At 63.5% G+C, this 14,875-nt stretch carries 16 protein-coding genes; 8 read left to right on the plus strand and 8 right to left on the minus strand.

Features of this window, described 5'->3' with window-relative positions; all coding sequences use genetic code 11:
- Window positions 1-118: 118 nt before the first annotated feature.
- From EV665_RS25930 to EV665_RS25950, 5 genes are all read right to left on the minus strand, one after another.
- The gene (locus tag EV665_RS25930) at window positions 119-529 is read right to left on the minus strand and encodes a MarR family winged helix-turn-helix transcriptional regulator (protein ID WP_133036279.1); all 411 of its coding nucleotides are present in this window, start codon (window positions 527-529) and stop codon (window positions 119-121) included.
- Between the two features lie 85 nt (window positions 530-614).
- The gene (locus EV665_RS25935; protein ID WP_162853163.1) at window positions 615-1,100 is read right to left on the minus strand and encodes a nucleoside deaminase; all 486 of its coding nucleotides are present in this window, start codon (window positions 1,098-1,100) and stop codon (window positions 615-617) included.
- Window positions 1,100-1,471 carry a DMT family transporter gene (locus EV665_RS25940; RefSeq protein WP_133036280.1) on the minus strand — a complete coding sequence of 124 codons (372 nt, stop codon included), beginning with the start codon at window positions 1,469-1,471 and terminating at the stop codon, window positions 1,100-1,102. Before EV665_RS25940 ends, EV665_RS25935 begins: the two co-directional genes overlap by 1 nt.
- A gap of 57 nt (window positions 1,472-1,528) precedes the next feature.
- Window positions 1,529-1,849: a DMT family transporter gene (locus tag EV665_RS25945; protein ID WP_133036281.1), complete on the minus strand. Its 321-nt coding sequence runs from the start codon at window positions 1,847-1,849 to the stop codon at window positions 1,529-1,531.
- Between the two features lie 44 nt (window positions 1,850-1,893).
- Window positions 1,894-2,535, minus strand: coding sequence for a DsbA family oxidoreductase (locus tag EV665_RS25950; RefSeq protein WP_245507832.1), 642 nt, complete (start codon window positions 2,533-2,535; stop codon window positions 1,894-1,896).
- A 244-nt stretch (window positions 2,536-2,779) separates the two neighbouring features.
- Between EV665_RS25950 and EV665_RS25955 the strand changes: the two genes are divergently transcribed.
- From EV665_RS25955 to EV665_RS25965, 3 genes are read left to right on the plus strand one after another with little or no spacing between them, the layout of a single operon-like run.
- The gene (locus EV665_RS25955) at window positions 2,780-3,208 is read left to right on the plus strand and encodes a carboxymuconolactone decarboxylase family protein (RefSeq protein ID WP_133036282.1); all 429 of its coding nucleotides are present in this window, start codon (window positions 2,780-2,782) and stop codon (window positions 3,206-3,208) included.
- 1 nt (window position 3,209) lies between these two features.
- Window positions 3,210-4,100, plus strand: coding sequence for an RNA polymerase sigma factor SigJ (sigJ, locus tag EV665_RS25960; protein ID WP_133036283.1), 891 nt, complete (start codon window positions 3,210-3,212; stop codon window positions 4,098-4,100).
- Window positions 4,097-5,527 carry an MFS transporter gene (locus EV665_RS25965; protein WP_133036284.1) on the plus strand — a complete coding sequence of 477 codons (1,431 nt, stop codon included), beginning with the start codon at window positions 4,097-4,099 and terminating at the stop codon, window positions 5,525-5,527. The genes sigJ and EV665_RS25965 overlap by 4 nt, the downstream gene beginning before the upstream one ends.
- 78 nt (window positions 5,528-5,605) lie before the next feature.
- Here the strand turns inward: EV665_RS25965 and EV665_RS25970 are convergent, their stop codons facing one another.
- Window positions 5,606-6,523, minus strand: coding sequence for a LysR family transcriptional regulator (locus EV665_RS25970; protein ID WP_064328987.1), 918 nt, complete (start codon window positions 6,521-6,523; stop codon window positions 5,606-5,608).
- Between the two features lie 101 nt (window positions 6,524-6,624).
- On the opposite strand from EV665_RS25970, the gene wrbA reads away from it, so the two are divergent.
- The 4 genes from wrbA (at window position 6,625) to EV665_RS25990 (ending at window position 9,968) form a co-directional block, all read left to right on the plus strand.
- Window positions 6,625-7,251 carry an NAD(P)H:quinone oxidoreductase gene (wrbA, locus tag EV665_RS25975; RefSeq protein WP_133036285.1) on the plus strand — a complete coding sequence of 209 codons (627 nt, stop codon included), beginning with the start codon at window positions 6,625-6,627 and terminating at the stop codon, window positions 7,249-7,251.
- Window positions 7,251-8,468: an MFS transporter gene (locus tag EV665_RS25980; protein WP_133036286.1), complete on the plus strand. Its 1,218-nt coding sequence runs from the start codon at window positions 7,251-7,253 to the stop codon at window positions 8,466-8,468. Before wrbA ends, EV665_RS25980 begins: the two co-directional genes overlap by 1 nt.
- Window positions 8,469-8,627: 159 nt before the next feature.
- Window positions 8,628-9,230: a LysE family translocator gene (locus tag EV665_RS25985; RefSeq protein WP_133036287.1), complete on the plus strand. Its 603-nt coding sequence runs from the start codon at window positions 8,628-8,630 to the stop codon at window positions 9,228-9,230.
- A gap of 105 nt (window positions 9,231-9,335) precedes the next feature.
- The gene (locus EV665_RS25990; protein ID WP_133036288.1) at window positions 9,336-9,968 is read left to right on the plus strand and encodes a LysE family translocator; all 633 of its coding nucleotides are present in this window, start codon (window positions 9,336-9,338) and stop codon (window positions 9,966-9,968) included.
- Between the two features lie 114 nt (window positions 9,969-10,082).
- Here EV665_RS25990 and EV665_RS25995 read toward each other — a convergent pair whose 3' ends face one another.
- On the minus strand, window positions 10,083-11,849 hold the full coding sequence (locus EV665_RS25995) for a methyl-accepting chemotaxis protein (RefSeq protein WP_133036289.1): 1,767 nt from the start codon (window positions 11,847-11,849) through the stop codon (window positions 10,083-10,085).
- Window positions 11,850-12,004: 155 nt separating this feature from the next.
- Window positions 12,005-12,199, minus strand: a complete 195-nt coding sequence (locus EV665_RS26000) for a hypothetical protein (protein WP_133036290.1) — start codon at window positions 12,197-12,199, stop codon at window positions 12,005-12,007.
- A 464-nt stretch (window positions 12,200-12,663) separates the two neighbouring features.
- Here EV665_RS26000 and EV665_RS26005 point away from each other — a divergent pair, with 464 nt between their 5' ends.
- Window positions 12,664-14,673, plus strand: coding sequence for a methyl-accepting chemotaxis protein (locus EV665_RS26005; RefSeq protein WP_245507833.1), 2,010 nt, complete (start codon window positions 12,664-12,666; stop codon window positions 14,671-14,673).
- Window positions 14,674-14,875 lie beyond the last annotated feature (202 nt).

Raw genomic sequence — 14,875 nt, forward strand, 5'->3', positions numbered from 1 at the left:
GAATACCGTTGGCTCGGAACGGGATATCCGCATGGCCTGCGGGATGTTTGGTGAAAGCCCGGACGGAAACGCCAACACCATCGCCACGGTGTTCGAGACCTCCGCGCTCAGGAAACGCCTATCCTGTCGTGGTGAATTTCACCGACAGCAGCTCTTCGCAGCCATGCTCCTTGAGGGCGGCGGTCAGCGCCGCCTCGTAGTCGGGCTGCGCAGTTTCAAAATGCGCACGCCCCTTGTCGGTGAGCACGGTGTAGACGCCGCGCTTGTCGTCCGGGCAAAGATCTCGAACCGTAAGGCCGCCGCGCTCCAGGCGCTCGACCATTCGCGATACCGAACTCTGGTTCAGGCGCAAATGCGTGGCCAGTTCCTGCATTCGAAGTTCGGAATCCGGCGATCGCGACAATATCTCGAGCGCACGATAGTCCGACAGGCCGAGACCATGCCGATCTTGCAGGACCTTCCCGAGTTCGGCTTCGACATTGGCGACCGCATGAATCAGCTTGAGCCAGGCATCACTTCTCTTAGGCATGAGCGATATCGACTCCTCTCGAATAATGGGTGCTTGCCCAGCATATGTATGCTCATGCAAGCACCTAAGCAAGTGCGACCCCCAGCTAAAGAGCGGGCAACCGCGCACGAAATTCCAGAAATGGACGCAACCGTTCAGGGACGGCAAGCTTGTTCACGACGGGCGACCGCCAGGTCCGCGGATCGTGGGCAAGGAGGCGGTATGTGCCGCGATAGTCGAAGCCATGCGCAGCCGCCTCGTCGCGATCCGCGGCAAAGAGTACCTGCGAGATGCCCGCATGGAGCGCGCTCATGTAGCACATCGCGCAGGGCTCTCCCGATGCCAGAAGCGTCGTGCCTTGCAGGCGGGTTGTTCCATGCGTGCGGCAAGCGTCACGGATCGCCTCGACTTCGGCATGCGCGGTCGGGTCGTGATGCTCCCGGACGCGGTTGACACCGCGTCCGAGAACGACGCCGTCCTGGTCGACGACGAAGGCGATGAAGGGAATGCCACCGTCGTGGACATGATCCACGGAGAAGGCGACGACCTCCTCCATGAGTCGCGTGTGGCGCGCAGAGGATTCGGCGACCATCAGGCCTGCCCCCGGAGCTTTGCGCTGTCGGCCAGCTTCAGCCAGACGACACCGGCAATGATGACCCCCAGCCAGAATGCCTGGATCAATGTCAGCGGCTGGTCGAGCAGGATGCTGCCGAAAACGGCCGCCCCAACCGAGCCGATCCCGGCCCACACCGCATAGCCGATCCCCACGTCGATGGTCTGCAAGGCGGCACTGAGGAAATAGAGCGTGAGCAGGAAGAAGACGACGGCGGCGACCGACCAGCTCAACACGGTGAACGCCTGGCTGCCCCCCACGCTGAGGGCGTAGCCGATTTCGAAGACGCTGGCGAGCAGCAGCATGCCCCATGCGCTGCCGTTGCTTTGGGTCTTGCGGATTGTATCCATGATGATGGTTCCTTTTGGTCAGGATGAATTGGACGAGTAAGATGGCTGTTTTCCTTGTCAGGCCGCGCCGCTGAGGCGCAGGCCGACGACGCCCCCGATGACGAGGGCGATCCCGAGAGCCTTCGTCCAGTTCAGTTGCTGTCCGAAGAACAGCGCACCCAACACGACGATCCCGACCCCCGCGACCGACGTCCAGATCGCGTATCCCACGCCCACATCGAAGGTGAGAAGCGCGAGGCTGAGGAAGAAGGTGGCGTTGGCCCCGCTGACGAGGGTCGCAATGGTCCACCAGGCGCGCGTGAACCCTTTCGCATTGCCCGCACTGATTGCGACCGCGATCTCAAAGATCACGGCGATTCCGAGATAAAGCCAGCTCATTGCATGTATCCTTTCGTGAGTGGTGAGCTTGTGAAGGCATGTGCCTATCGGGTCGGCCGCTCCACCGGACGGGAGCGGTCTTCATTGCCGGCGGCGTCCCGGAGACGGTCGATTGCCAGGCGCAGCGCGTCCAGCGGTGGCGTTCCCCGGAAAACCCGGTCGCCGACAACGATTGTGGGCACTGATGTGATCGCCATGTCTTCGCGGGCATGGCGCAGCGCCTCGCGATGACGTTCGGCATAGGCCCCGCTTTCAAGCACCTGCCGGGCCTCGCCGGCGTTGAGGCCCGCCTCCGCCGCCAGCGCGATCAGGATTTCAGGATCGCCGATGTCGCGATCCTCCTGAAAGAAGGCGCGCAGCACGCGCATGGAATAGGGATGGTCCAGCCCCTTGTCCTGCGCCATGACGAGGAGTTCGAACGCCTTGGCAGTTCGGGGCTGCGGCGAAATCGACGGCAGCCGGATCGGAACACCCAGCCTGTCGGCGAGCGGATAGACGGACCTGCTCCAGATCGCCGGCAGATACGGGTCTTCCGGACGCAGCGTCGGCACCGGCTCGGGCCTCAGCTCAAAGGCGCGCCAGGATATGGAAATATCCCGATCGCCGATCGCATCGGACAGAACCTGCTCCGCAAGCAGGCAAAAGGGGCAAACATAGTCGGAATAGACGGTTACAGTGCTCATCATGCGGGCTCGTATTTATATGTATGTGCATGCAATATATTGAGCGCGCGACACTGTCAATCTATTTGCATGCGCAAGCATATATTTTTGGAAGGCATGCCGCAGCCGCGAGCCGAACCATGCCGGACGCTCAATGGCGTACAGCGCTCAGCCGTGGGACAAGCAAGCCGCGGATTTCGACAAAGGCACGTCACAGATCGTTGGCGTGGATCGTCATAGGAGCGTAACGCCCAAAAGGAGACCACCGATGACGAGCAAACCCGTCAACCACTACAAGACCATCCCCACCGTCTTTGCGGCCCTGGAGAATGTGCATGGCGCGATCGACGAGCACGGCCTCGACCGGATGCTGCATCATCTCGTTCAGCTTCGCGCATCCCAGCTCAACGGCTGCGCATATTGCGTGAAGATGCACACGAAGGAAGCGCGTGACGACGGCGAGACCAACGAGCGGCTCGATCGCCTCGTGGTCTGGGACCATGTGAGCGATTTTTCGCCGAAGGAACGCGCCGCGCTCGCCTGGACGGAGGCGCTGACCCAGATCGAGCGGAAGACGGATTACGGGGCGCTGCGCGCCGAGCTGCGCGCGCATTTCAGCGAGGCCGAGATCAGTGCGCTGACCGCGACGGTTGCGATGATCAATCTGTGGAACCGCATTCAGGTGTCGACGCACTGACATGGACAGGCACGACACAGACCTGTTCGAAGCCCGGCGCCCGTTTCTGACGGGACTTGCCTACCGCATCCTCGGCTCGCTCGCCGAAGCCGAGGATGCGGTTCAAGACACCTGGCTGAAATGGCAGGGGGCCGAACGCCGGGCCGTTTCCAATCCCGCCGGCTGGCTGACCGCAACCTGCACGCGCCATTGCATCGACATGCTGCGCTCGGCTCGCCGGGTCCGGGTCGACTATGTCGGGGCGTGGCTGCCGGAGCCGATCCAGACCATGACCGACGAGACGCCGGAAAGCGCGATGGAACTGTCTTCATCGCTGTCCCTCGCCTTCCTGCTCGTGCTGGAGCGGCTCGCGCCGAAGGAGCGGGCGGCCTATCTCCTGCGGGAGATATTCGACCAGCCCTATGAGGATATCGCCGCCGCACTGGGCGTTCAGGAGGCGGCGTGCCGCAAGCTGGTTTCACGCGCCCGCAGCCGTGTCGGTCGGGCCGAACCGGCTTCCCTCGCTCCGAAGCAGCGCCAGGAAGAACTGCTTGCGGCCTTCCAGACGGCGATCACGACAGGAGCCACGGCGCAGCTCGCCATGCTGATGACAGAAGACATCGAGCTTCGGGCCGACGGGGGCGGCAAGGTACCGACGCTGCTGCTTCCCCTTTCGGGCAAGGCGGACGTGCTCGGGTTCCTCGGCGATGCCCTCCATCGATACTGGCAGGGCTACAGATGGCAGCCCGCCGACATCAACGGGACGCGGGGGGCGCTCGTCTTCGACGCTGCGCAAATCGTCGCCTCGGTCAGCCTCGCCTGCGATGCGCAAGGCCGCCTGTCCGGCGTCTACATCATGCGCAATCCCGACAAGCTGGCGCGCCTCGGCGACGCTGAAAGGACGATCCAATGACCGACTCGCACACCCTTTCGGCTTCGCCGGGCTGGGGCGATCTGCTCTCCGGCGGCAACCTCATCCGCTCCCTGGCGCTGAGCGGCGGGGTCGCCCTGCATGCCGTCAATCTCTACATCTCGACCACGATCCTGCCGTCCGTCGTGCGCGAGATCGGCGGCCTCGACTACTACGCCTGGAACACGACCCTGTTCGTCGTCGCCTCGATCCTCGGGGCGGCGCTGTCCGCGCCCCTGCTGGCACAGGCGGGGGCGAGAGGGGGCTATCTCGTGGCCGCGCTCGTCTTCGTTGCCGGCACGCTGGTCTGCGCCATTGCGAATATGATGGAGATCATGCTGGCCGGGCGGTTCGCGCAGGGTTTCGGCGGCGGCATCCTGCTGGCGCTGGCCTATGCAATGGTCCGCCGGGTGTTCGCCCAGCCGCTCTGGCCTCGCGCCCTCGCGCTTCTGTCCAGCATGTGGGGCATCGCCACCCTGCTGGGTCCTGCTGTCGGCGGCGTCTTCGCCGAACTCGGCCTTTGGCGCGGTGCGTTCCTGTTCCTGGTCCCGATTGCCGGGCTGGTCACCCTTGCCGCGCTCTTCGTATTGCCACCGCGCACGGGAGAACGAGTCCAGAGCGAGCCGCTTCCTCTCGTTCAGCTCGCGCTCCTGACGCTCGCGGTGTTTGCCGCCTCCTGGGGCGGCATGGGCGCGAATCTTTCATCCACTGTCGCTGGAATGGTGACGGCCCTCGTTCTGGTCGGGCTTGTCATCGTGACGGAACGACGATCCAGGCACAGGCTGCTTCCGGCCGGCACGTTCGAGCGCCCCGCCGCTCTCGGCAGCCTCTACGCGGCCACCGCGCTGCTCGCCGTCACCGTCACCTGCACGGAAATCTTCCTGCCGCTCTTCCTGCAGGACCTGCATGGCCGCTCGCCGCTGGAGGCCGGCTATATCGCGGCCGTTATGTCGGCGGGGTGGACGGCGGCGGCAATCCACACATCCGGGTTGAAAGGCGAACGGCGCGCCTCCGTCGTGCGCGCGGGGCCGATGCTCTCCCTTGCGTCGATGGTGGTTCTCGTCGTCGCCATGCCGTGGACGAGCGTGGAAGGCTGGCTTGCCCTGGCCCTCATCTGCGCGGCTCTGGTGATCGGGGGAGTGGGCGTCGGCCTTGCCTATCCGCACCTTTCGGCAATGATCCTGCATGTGGCGCCGCAGGGCGAGGAAGACAATGCAGCATCCTCCATCATGACGGTGCAGCTTTGCGCCACCGCATTCGGTGCGGCCATCGCCGGACTGGCCGTCAATCTCGCAGGGGCGAGCGGCGGCGCTGACGGCATGGATACGGCCAGCGCGGCGCGTTGGCTGTTCGTGACGGTGGCGGTCGCCCCGCTTCTTTGCCTTTTCGTTATGAACAGCACGTCGTTCAGACACGCAGACGATGCCTGACGACACACGCCGTCGAACTTCGCCGTGCCCTGGCAGCGCTGGCGGCACCCCATCCGGTCGAGGGGTACCGCCGGCGGTTCAGGCAGGATTGTCCGCATCCAGCAGGTTCAATGCATCGACAAAGCTGCGGGCGGCCGGGCCAAATGGCTCATCGATGCGGCGGGCGAGATAACTCTCGGATTCGACCTGGCTGTGACGCCCGAGCGATTTCGTACCAAGCCTGACAAGCCTTCCGCAGTCGATGTCTTCCCCAACCTGCCACAATGGAAGTCGTCCCCAGCCGACGCCTGCCAGGATGAGGGCATGCTTGGCGTCCTGCGTGTTCACCCGGCAGGTCTGTGGCGAGATGACGCCGAAATCCCGGCCTTTCGATTGTGCGGTCGGGTCGGACAGCACGATCTGAAGATGGTTCGCGATATCCGAAACCTCGACCTGCCGCTCCGCGCCCAGCGTCGCCAGCGGATGGCCCGGAGCGACGACGGCGATCTGGCGAACAGGTGAAAGCGCTTCGAATACGACCCTGGGGTCGCGAAAATCCTCACCGACCATGATCGCGAGCGTCGCGCGCTTTTCGATCAACGCCTGCAACGGTCCGCCAAGCGGCTCGACAGCGAGCCGGACCGTGACCGAGGGGTGAACGCGGCGCATCGCGGCTATCGCCGACCCGACCACCGCGACCGAAAACAGCGTATCGACCGCGATCGACAGTTCAAGCTCGACATCCTCGCCAAAACCGTGCGCCCGCGCGCGCATGGCGTCGACGCGCAGCAGGATGTCGCGCGCATCGGCGAGGAGCGCGGTGCCCTGAGGCGTGAGCATCGGACGATGACCGGAGCGGTCAAAGAGCAGGACGCCGAGTTGCGCTTCCAGATTGGCAATGGCGGCGCTGACGCCAGATTGCGCGCGCGACAGGCTGCTTGCCCCGGCCCGAAAGCTGCCGCTCCTGGCGACTGCGACGAACGTCCGGATCTGGTCGAGGGTAAGCGCATCCAGCATGATCATTTCCTATGATCGACTTGATATGAATTATATCACTTATGCTGAGCGGTCGGCAGGCCTAATCTTTGCCGGAAACATCAATCGGCAAGGAGAGAACGATGACCAAGGTTCTGGTGCTCTATTATTCGTCTTACGGCCACATCGAGACGATGGCGTCTGCGGTCGCTCAAGGCGTGCAGGACGTGGGCGCAACCGCCGCGATCAGGCGCGTGCCGGAACTCGTGCCCGAAACGGTGGCGTCAAAGTCCGGATACAAAGTCGACCAGCAGGCCCCCGTCGCAAGCGTCGCCGAACTGGCCGACTACGATGCGATCATCATCGGCACGCCGACACGGTTCGGCAACATGGCCGCGCAGATGAAGAACTTCCTCGACCAGACCGGCGGGCTCTGGTTCGAAGACAGGCTGGTGGGAAAGGTCGGCAGCGTCTTCACCTCCACCGGCAGCCAGCATGGTGGTCAGGAAACGACCATCCAGTCCACCCATACCGTGCTCCTGCATCTGGGGATGATCGTGGTCGGCCTGCCCTATAGCTTCAAGGGGCAGATGCGCATGGACGAGATCACCGGCTGCTCGCCCTACGGCGCCTCCACCCTTGCCGACGATGGCGACGGCGGTGACCGTCAGCCAAGCGCCAACGAGTTGGAGGGCGCACGCTTCCAGGGACGCCATGTCGCGGAGATCACCATCCGCCTGGCGACCGGACGGTTGAGCGAGGCGGCGTGATGGCAACGCTGGCTCCCACCTCGGCGCCGGTGTCGACGCGCTGGGGCGCAGTCTCCCTGCTGGTCGGGGCTGGCGTCGTCGCCGCCCTCCAGGTCGGCAAAACGGCTATCGCCATTCCCATGTTGCAGTCCGATATGGGGCTTGATCTGGCAGCCATCGGCTGGCTGACCGGCGTCTTCGCGGTGCTGGGGCTCATCGGCGGGATTTCCGCCGGCGCACTCGTTGCCAGTTTTGGCGCGCGGCGCATTCTCCTCCTCGGTCTTCTCATAACCGCCATCGGTGCCGCGCACGGTGCCACCGTTTCCTCCTTCGCTCCGCTCCTGATCTCGCGCATCGGCGAAGGTGCGGGCTTCCTGCTGATCACTGTCGCGGCGCCGTCCGTGCTGGAGCATGTTACCGAGCGGTCGCGGCGCGACCTTGCCTTCGCGCTATGGAGTTGCTTCATGCCCGCCGGCATGGCGATCGCCATGCTCGCTGGTCCGCTCTTCAGCGACTGGCGTGCCATTTGGTGGGCGAGCAGTCTCCTTGCGCTGGTCGTCGCCGTCATGGTCGTGTTCGTGATTTCCGCGGCGGGACGGCGTGCGCGCTGGTCGTGGAGCAACCTTGGCAAGGATGCAGCGACGACCATCCTGACCGCCGGTCCCTTGCTGCTTGCACTTGCCTTCGCCTGCTACAGCCTGATGTTCTTCGCGCTGTTCGGCTTCCTGCCCGTATTGCTGATGGAGCGCATGCAGGTCTCGCACCAGACGGCAGGACTGCTCAGTGCAATGGCAACGGCTGCCAACATCGCCGGCAATCTCGCCGCGGGCGTTCTGCTGTCACGCGGTGTAGCGCGCGCCAGCCTGATCGCATGGGCGAGCCTTGCGATGGGCATCGCCGGCTTCGGTATCTTCCTGCCGGTGCTGCCGGACGGGCCCACCTTCATGCTCTGCGTCATGTTTTCCGCTGTGGGCGGCTTGATCCCGGCAACGCTTCTGTCGACCGCTCCGCTCGCTGCGCCGGCCGCCGGGCTCGTGCCGGTCGTCCTAGGCCTCGTGGTACAGGGGAACAATCTGGGGCAGATCGCCGGTCCGGTGGCGGTCGGCAGAGCCATCCAGACCTATGGCTGGCCTTCTGCCGCGCTGATCGTCGCACTGGCTGCCTGTATGGCTGCGATCATCGCAGGTGCCCTTGGCCGGGCGCTCCGGCGAACCCCGAATCCCGGTCGAGACACCTGAATACGAGCCATATCAATCGAGGCGGCGGGCTGCTTTCGGCATCCGGGAGCTCGAAGGCGCCCGCCCATCGTCCAGCGGAGCGCCGAGAGGTCTTGCCACCGCACGAAGAAATGACATAAAGACATAAAGATATTGTTATATAATTATCGATGGTGATGTATGGTCGGTTCTGTTTTCCTCTTCATAGTCGCCTGCGCTGCGCTTCTCGGCTCGCCCGGCCCCGGTATCGCGGCCCTGATCGCCGTGGGCAGGGCACAAGGGCTGACCGGCGGAATAGGTTTTTTCGTTGCCATGCAAATAGGATTGGCCCTGGCGGCCGGCCTGAGTGCGCTCGGCCTTGCCGGTTTTCTTCATGCGGCTCCAGCATTGCGCACCATGTTGAGCGTCGCTTCCGTGCTTTACCTCGTTTGGCTGGCCTGGCAGATTGCGAGCCAGCCGGTTTCCGGCGGGGCGGATGGACGGGCCGGCGGCCGGCCGGCAGGGATAGCGATAGGCTTCGCGCTGGGTTTTGCCAACCCGAAAGCCTATCTGGCGTTTGTCTCCCTTTTCGGCTCGTTCGTCGTTTTGGAACCAGCGTTTGCGACGGCAGACACAATTGCCAAATGGGCCCTGTGCGTGGCAGTGATGGTTGTGGTCGATCTAGGGTGGATGGCGACCGGCGCCGCGTTGGGCCGGATCACGCTTTCTCCGCCCGCCGAACGCGCGATGAACATCGGAATGGCCTTGATGATACTGGCGGCGTGTTCGCTCTCATTCTTATAATGGCGGGGGCGAAGGATCGCAATTGCTTCCATCCGCTCCTGAATGCCTGCCTCTGTGACGTGTCCCTATCCTTGAACAGATAGTTCCCATTGTTGAAGGCCCACTATGCCCGACAGCGCCAACCTGCTCGCCTTCGCCCTCATCTCTCTTGGAATGGTCCTGACGCCGGGACCGAACATGCTTTACCTGATCTCGCGCTCGATCTGTCAGGGACGGGTCGCCGGATTGATCTCGCTTGGCGGGGTTGTGCTCGGGTTCGTCTTCTACATGCTCTGCGCGGCGCTTGGCATCACGGCACTCATATTCGCCGTACCCTACGCGTATGACATTATTCGCTTCGCCGGAGCGATCTATCTGCTTTGGCTCGCCTGGCAGGCCATCCGTCCGGGCGGACGCTCCCCCTTCCATGTGCGCGACCTGCCCAAAGACAGTCCCCGCAAGCTGTTCGTCATGGGCTTCCTCACCAATCTGCTCAATCCGAAGATTGCAGCACTCTACCTTTCCCTCCTGCCGCAGTTCATAGAACCGGACAATGGCAACGTGCTTGCGCAGTCGCTGGTCCTCGGCTTCACGCAGATCGTCATCAGTGTGTGCGTCAATGCCATGATCGCCCTGTCGGCGGGGTCGATCGCCGTCGTCCTCGCGCGCCATCCGACTTGGGCACAGGTTCAGCGCTGGCTGATGGGAACCGTCCTTGCCGCACTTGCGGTGAAGATGGTGACCGACGGGCGCCGATAATTCGAACGCCGTCTCGCCGCTGTTCCTGGCGAACGTCCGATCTCAACCGCGCATTCCCGCTACTCACTACGGCCGGCATTTGCCGTCGGCCGTTTTCATCCCATGGCCGCCCGCTCAGAACTCCTCCCAGTGCTCCGCTGCCGGCGCCGTGGAGCCGCGCGGCGCCCGCATGCTGCGCGCCATGGCATGAAGCTGTGCCACAGGCGGCGAAGACAGCACCCGCTGGACGGGCTGCACACTGCCGGAAAGCCTGAACCGGCGGATGAGGGCATGCAGCGCATCGGCTTCCCGCGCCATGGCGTGGCTTGCCGCCGTGCTTTCTTCCACCATGGCCGCATTCTGCTGCGTCGCCTGGTCCATCGCATTGACCGACTGGTTGATCTCGCGAAGCCCCGTCGATTGCTCGCGCGAAGCTTCGACGATGGCGTCGACATTGGTATGCGCTTCCTCCACTTGCGTCAGGATTTCCTGCAAGGCCCGCCCCGTCTCGTCGACCAGTGCCACCCCGCTCTTCACGTGCTCGCCCGATGCGGTGATCAGCGCCTTGATGTCCTTGGCAGCGCTTGCCGAACGCTGCGCCAGTTCCCGCACCTCCTGCGCGACGACGGCAAAACCCTTGCCCGCCTCGCCGGCCCGTGCCGCCTCGACACCGGCATTGAGCGCCAGGAGGTTGGTCTGGAAGGCGATGTCGTCGATGACGCCGATGATGTTGGAGATCTCGTGGGAGGACTGCTCGATCTGGCCCATCGCGTCGATGGCCTGCTTGACGATCTCACCGGATTTTTCCGCGCCCGACCGGGTCTTGGCGACCAGCGTGCCAGCCTCGTCCGCCCGCCGGCTCGAATCGCCGACCGTCGTGGTGATCTCGTCCAGCGCCGCCGCAGTCTCCTCGACGGAGGCCGCCTGCTGCTCGGTGCGCTTGGCAAGGTCGTCCGCCGCCGAGCGGATCTGCTGCGCGCCCGAGGCGATCGCATTCGCATTGGCCTCGACCGTGCGCATCGCCTCGTGCAGGCCGGCGACCGCCTCGTTGAAGTCCTTGCGCACCGTCTCCATGGAGGGCACGAAGGCGGTGGCGAGGTTCTGCGTGAGATCGCCTTCCGCCAGCGCCTTCAGCCCGGCGCCGAGCGCATTGATCGCCGACATGCGCTCCGTCACGTCGGTCGCGAATTTCACCACCTTGCAGACCCGGCCCTTGAGGTCGAGGATCGGGTTGTAGGCCGCCTGGATCCAGATCTCCCGGCCGCCCTTGCCGTAACGCACGAACTCGTTGGAGATGAAGCGCCCCTCTGCAAGGCTCTTCCAGAACTCGGCATAGGCCGGCGTCTGGACATAGGCCTGATCGCAGAACATGCGATGATGCTTGCCGCGGATTTCGGAAAGGTCATAGCCGAGCGCCGCGCAGAAATTCTCGTTGGCATGAAGAATTTCGCCCGTTGGCGTGAACTCGATCACGGCCTGCGAGCGGGAGATCGCATCGAGCTTGGCGGCGTCTTCGCTCGCCTGCATCTTCGCCTGGGTGATGTCTGTCGCGAACTTGACGACCTTGTAGGGCTTGCCGCCGCGAAAGACCGGATTGTACGAGGCCTGGATCCAGATCTCGCCGCCATCCTTGCGCAGGCGCTTGTAGCTGGTGGCATCGTATTCCCCCCGTCCGAGCCGCGCCCAGAACTGGCGATACTCCTCGCTCGCCGTATAGGCCGCCTCGCAGAAGATGCGGTGATGCTTGCCGACGATCTCCCTCAGCTCGTAGCCGAGCGCCCGGCAGAAGTTCTCGTTGGCGGTGAGGATGTTGCCGGCAAGGTCGAACTGGATCACGGCCTGCGAACGCGACAACGCCTCGACGATGTGGCCTGCATCCATGGATTTTACAAATGAAAGCATGATCTGTCCCTCTGTGCGATGCAACGGTCTTCCAGGTTTCCCGTCGCGGTCGTCGGTGTTGGCGTTCGGATGCCTTGGTTCAAAGCGGGCATTCCGCAGTCTTCAGCCAGCGGATCTCCCGCCACCTGAAGTGTTCATTGCTGTCTGCTGCGGACCTATGCTTCAGCCGCCTTCTCCAGCCCTGCGGCCGGCTGTGCCTCCAGCCGCGCCCTTTCGCGCAGCACGTCGAGCATCAGCTCCAACTGTTGCGTGACCACGGCCATGGAACGAAGCACGTCGTCGACGTCACCACCGTCGGAAACGCCATTGATAAAGACCTTCTTTGGAGGAAATTGAAGAATATTGCACATTTTCCCGATCCTCAGCTTGTATAAATTGAACATCTTCGCTTAAAAGAAGTTTAATTCGGTTAAATGTGTATTAAAATTCATATATTGACGCACTATACGTATTGATACACAATGCTACATTACAATGTATCATTGCTAAATTAGCGATTTTAGAGAGTTATTCTACGTTTTTTACCTAATCTTAATCCGAAAGACCAAACATATTTCCCATATCGCCGGAAATATGGCGCAAGATGGCCTGCCCACTTCCCCATGCGGCGATCCTCCTCGGACGGGGAATGAGCCCCCGTCCCCGCCGAAGCCCTTGCCTCATGATGGCGCAAGGTTCGACTTGCGATAGCAGGGTCCCTGCCGAGGCCGGCCGGACGCCTGCAATCGACGGAATGCCGTAGACTGGCTGCGGGCGAGGCGCTCGCGGGAGGAAGCCCCAGCCCGGCATCCGTCGATTGAGTGGAGCCATACTCATGCGGATCAAGCAGCTTTTCATTGGATTTTCCTGCGGCACGCTGGCGCTCAGCACGGCGCTCGGGTGCTCGCTCGTCCTTCACGGCGCAGCGGAAAGGAGCGTCGAGGAGGCACATGTCGCGCAATACAGATCGTATCTGCTCGCCGACGAACTGCGCCAGTCTTCGGACGATCTGACCCGCCTCGTACGCGTCTACGCCTCAACGGGCGATACGCAGTATAGGGACCAGTACAACCGCATCCTCGACATCCGCAACGGCTTGGCGCCCCGTCCGCTCGACTATCATCGCGTCTATTGGGACTTCGTGGCCGGCGGCACGCCCGAGCCGCGCCCCCTGGGAGAAGCTGTCGCGCTGCGCGACCTGATGCGGCAGGCGGGCTTCACCGAGGAGGAATTCGCCCTGCTCGACGAGGCGAACAAGCGCTCGGACGGGCTGGTGCAGCTCGAAGTCGAGGCGATGAAGCTCGTGGAAGACATCAACGAGCGGACCAGCACGGCCTCCCGCGCCCGGGCGAATGTCCTTGTCAACTCACCGGAGTATCACCGTTTCAAGGCGGAGATCATGCAGCCGATCGATGCCTTCTACGTCGCGTTGGAAGCGCGCCTCCAGGGCACGCTTGACGCTGCACGGGCAACCTCCACCTTCTATCAGATGATGACGGTGGCCGCGGGCGGCCTGCTGCTTGTCATGCTGGGTGCCTTCGGGGCCGTCATCTTCCGACGGGTCATCCGCAGCATCGTTTCCCTGCAGGCGACGATGGGCAGTATTGCCGGCCAGGATCTGGAAACCATGGTCGACGGCCAGCAGCGGGCCGACGAGATCGGCGACATGGCGCGCGCGCTCGAAGTGTTCCGCAAGGCGGCGCTCACCCAGCGCGCACTCGAAGAGGAGGCCGCGCGCCAGCGAGAAAACGCCGAAGCCGAACGGCGGCACATCCAGACCGAAGCCGAAGCGGCCGCCAAGGCACGGCTCGACCAGGCGACCGGCGGGCTGGCCGACGCGCTCCGCCGGCTAGCCGGCGGCGATCTCGGCTTCGAGCTTTCCGAGCCGTTCCATCAGGATTTCGAGATGCTGCGCCACGACCTGAACACGGCCGTCGCCCAACTCGGCCGCGTGCTCGGCGCCGTCTCGGAAAGCGCCCAGACCATCTCCGACGGCACCGGCCAGATCAGCGCGAGTGCGGATGATCTCTCCAAGCGAACGGAGCAGCAGGCGGCCTCTCTCGAAGAGACCGCCGCCGCGCTGGAGCAAATCACCTCGAATGTCGCCAATTCCGCGAAACGGACGGAGGAAGCCCGTCAGGTTGCAAGCCAGGCAAATATCAGCGCCACCCAGTCGGGCGTGGTCGTCGCCAATGCCGAAGAAGCCATGCAGCGTATCGAACAGTCCTCCAACCAGATTTCCAGCATCATCAGCGTCATCGACGAGATCGCTTTCCAGACCAACCTTCTCGCCCTCAATGCCGGCGTGGAAGCAGCGCGGGCGGGAGACGCCGGCAAGGGCTTCGCAGTCGTCGCGCAAGAGGTGCGTGAACTCGCGCAGCGCTCGGCCAATGCAGCCAAGGAGATCAAGGGCCTGATCGGCAATTCGACCGCCGAAGTGAAAAGCGGCGTCGAACTGGTGCGCGAGGCGGGCAATGCGCTGAAGGCGATCGAACACGACGTCGTGACGATGAACCAGCATATGGATGCGATCTCGACCGCTGCGCGTGAACAGTCCGTCGGGCTTTCCGAAATCAACATGGCCGTCAACCAGATGGACCATGTCACCCAGAAGAACGCCGCCATGGTCGAGGAAGCCAATGCCGCCAGTGCGACGCTCGCAGCGGAAGCCCACAAGCTGCGCGAATTGATCCGGCACTTCTCCTTCCGGCAGGACAGCGCAGAGCAGCAGCAACCGGCCCCCGCAACGCAACGGATGAGACAATATTTCCCGCGAGCCGTCTCCGCTCGTGTCGCGGGCGCCACTGCCCTCGCCGGGAAAGCCGACGGCTGGGAAGAATTCTGAGCACGCCCTGAGCAGAAGCAACAGACGGACGGCAATACGCCGCGCCCGCGGAGGTCAGGATGTTCGACCAGATATTCAGTGCATTCCGTCAGGCAGACGACCAGGAGGACGTGTCGCCGCCCGGTCTCCAGACCTTCTCCTCTCAAGAGCCCTTGCAACATCCGACTTCCGGCAAAGGGGTAGTCGAGATGCAATTCGTCAA

It is taken from the genome of Shinella granuli (assembly GCF_004341885.1).
GTDB lineage: Bacteria > Pseudomonadota > Alphaproteobacteria > Rhizobiales > Rhizobiaceae > Shinella > Shinella granuli.

Bases quoted from the DNA above. Each gene is read 5' to 3' on its own strand.
- EV665_RS25930 (WP_133036279.1), bottom strand. From the start codon at position 529: ATGCCTAAGAGAAGTGATGCCTGGCTCAAGCTGATTCATGCGGTCGCC.
- EV665_RS25935 (WP_162853163.1), bottom strand. From the start codon at position 1,100: ATGGTCGCCGAATCCTCTGCGCGCCACACGCGACTCATGGAGGAGGTC.
- EV665_RS25940 (WP_133036280.1), bottom strand. From the start codon at position 1,471: ATGGATACAATCCGCAAGACCCAAAGCAACGGCAGCGCATGGGGCATG.
- EV665_RS25945 (WP_133036281.1), bottom strand. From the start codon at position 1,849: ATGAGCTGGCTTTATCTCGGAATCGCCGTGATCTTTGAGATCGCGGTC.
- EV665_RS25950 (WP_245507832.1), bottom strand. From the start codon at position 2,535: ATGATGAGCACTGTAACCGTCTATTCCGACTATGTTTGCCCCTTTTGC.
- EV665_RS25955 (WP_133036282.1), top strand. From the start codon at position 2,780: ATGACGAGCAAACCCGTCAACCACTACAAGACCATCCCCACCGTCTTT.
- sigJ (WP_133036283.1), top strand. From the start codon at position 3,210: ATGGACAGGCACGACACAGACCTGTTCGAAGCCCGGCGCCCGTTTCTG.
- EV665_RS25965 (WP_133036284.1), top strand. From the start codon at position 4,097: ATGACCGACTCGCACACCCTTTCGGCTTCGCCGGGCTGGGGCGATCTG.
- EV665_RS25970 (WP_064328987.1), bottom strand. From the start codon at position 6,523: ATGCTGGATGCGCTTACCCTCGACCAGATCCGGACGTTCGTCGCAGTC.
- wrbA (WP_133036285.1), top strand. From the start codon at position 6,625: ATGACCAAGGTTCTGGTGCTCTATTATTCGTCTTACGGCCACATCGAG.
- EV665_RS25980 (WP_133036286.1), top strand. From the start codon at position 7,251: ATGGCAACGCTGGCTCCCACCTCGGCGCCGGTGTCGACGCGCTGGGGC.
- EV665_RS25985 (WP_133036287.1), top strand. From the start codon at position 8,628: ATGGTCGGTTCTGTTTTCCTCTTCATAGTCGCCTGCGCTGCGCTTCTC.
- EV665_RS25990 (WP_133036288.1), top strand. From the start codon at position 9,336: ATGCCCGACAGCGCCAACCTGCTCGCCTTCGCCCTCATCTCTCTTGGA.
- EV665_RS25995 (WP_133036289.1), bottom strand. From the start codon at position 11,849: ATGCTTTCATTTGTAAAATCCATGGATGCAGGCCACATCGTCGAGGCG.
- EV665_RS26000 (WP_133036290.1), bottom strand. From the start codon at position 12,199: ATGTGCAATATTCTTCAATTTCCTCCAAAGAAGGTCTTTATCAATGGC.
- EV665_RS26005 (WP_245507833.1), top strand. From the start codon at position 12,664: ATGCGGATCAAGCAGCTTTTCATTGGATTTTCCTGCGGCACGCTGGCG.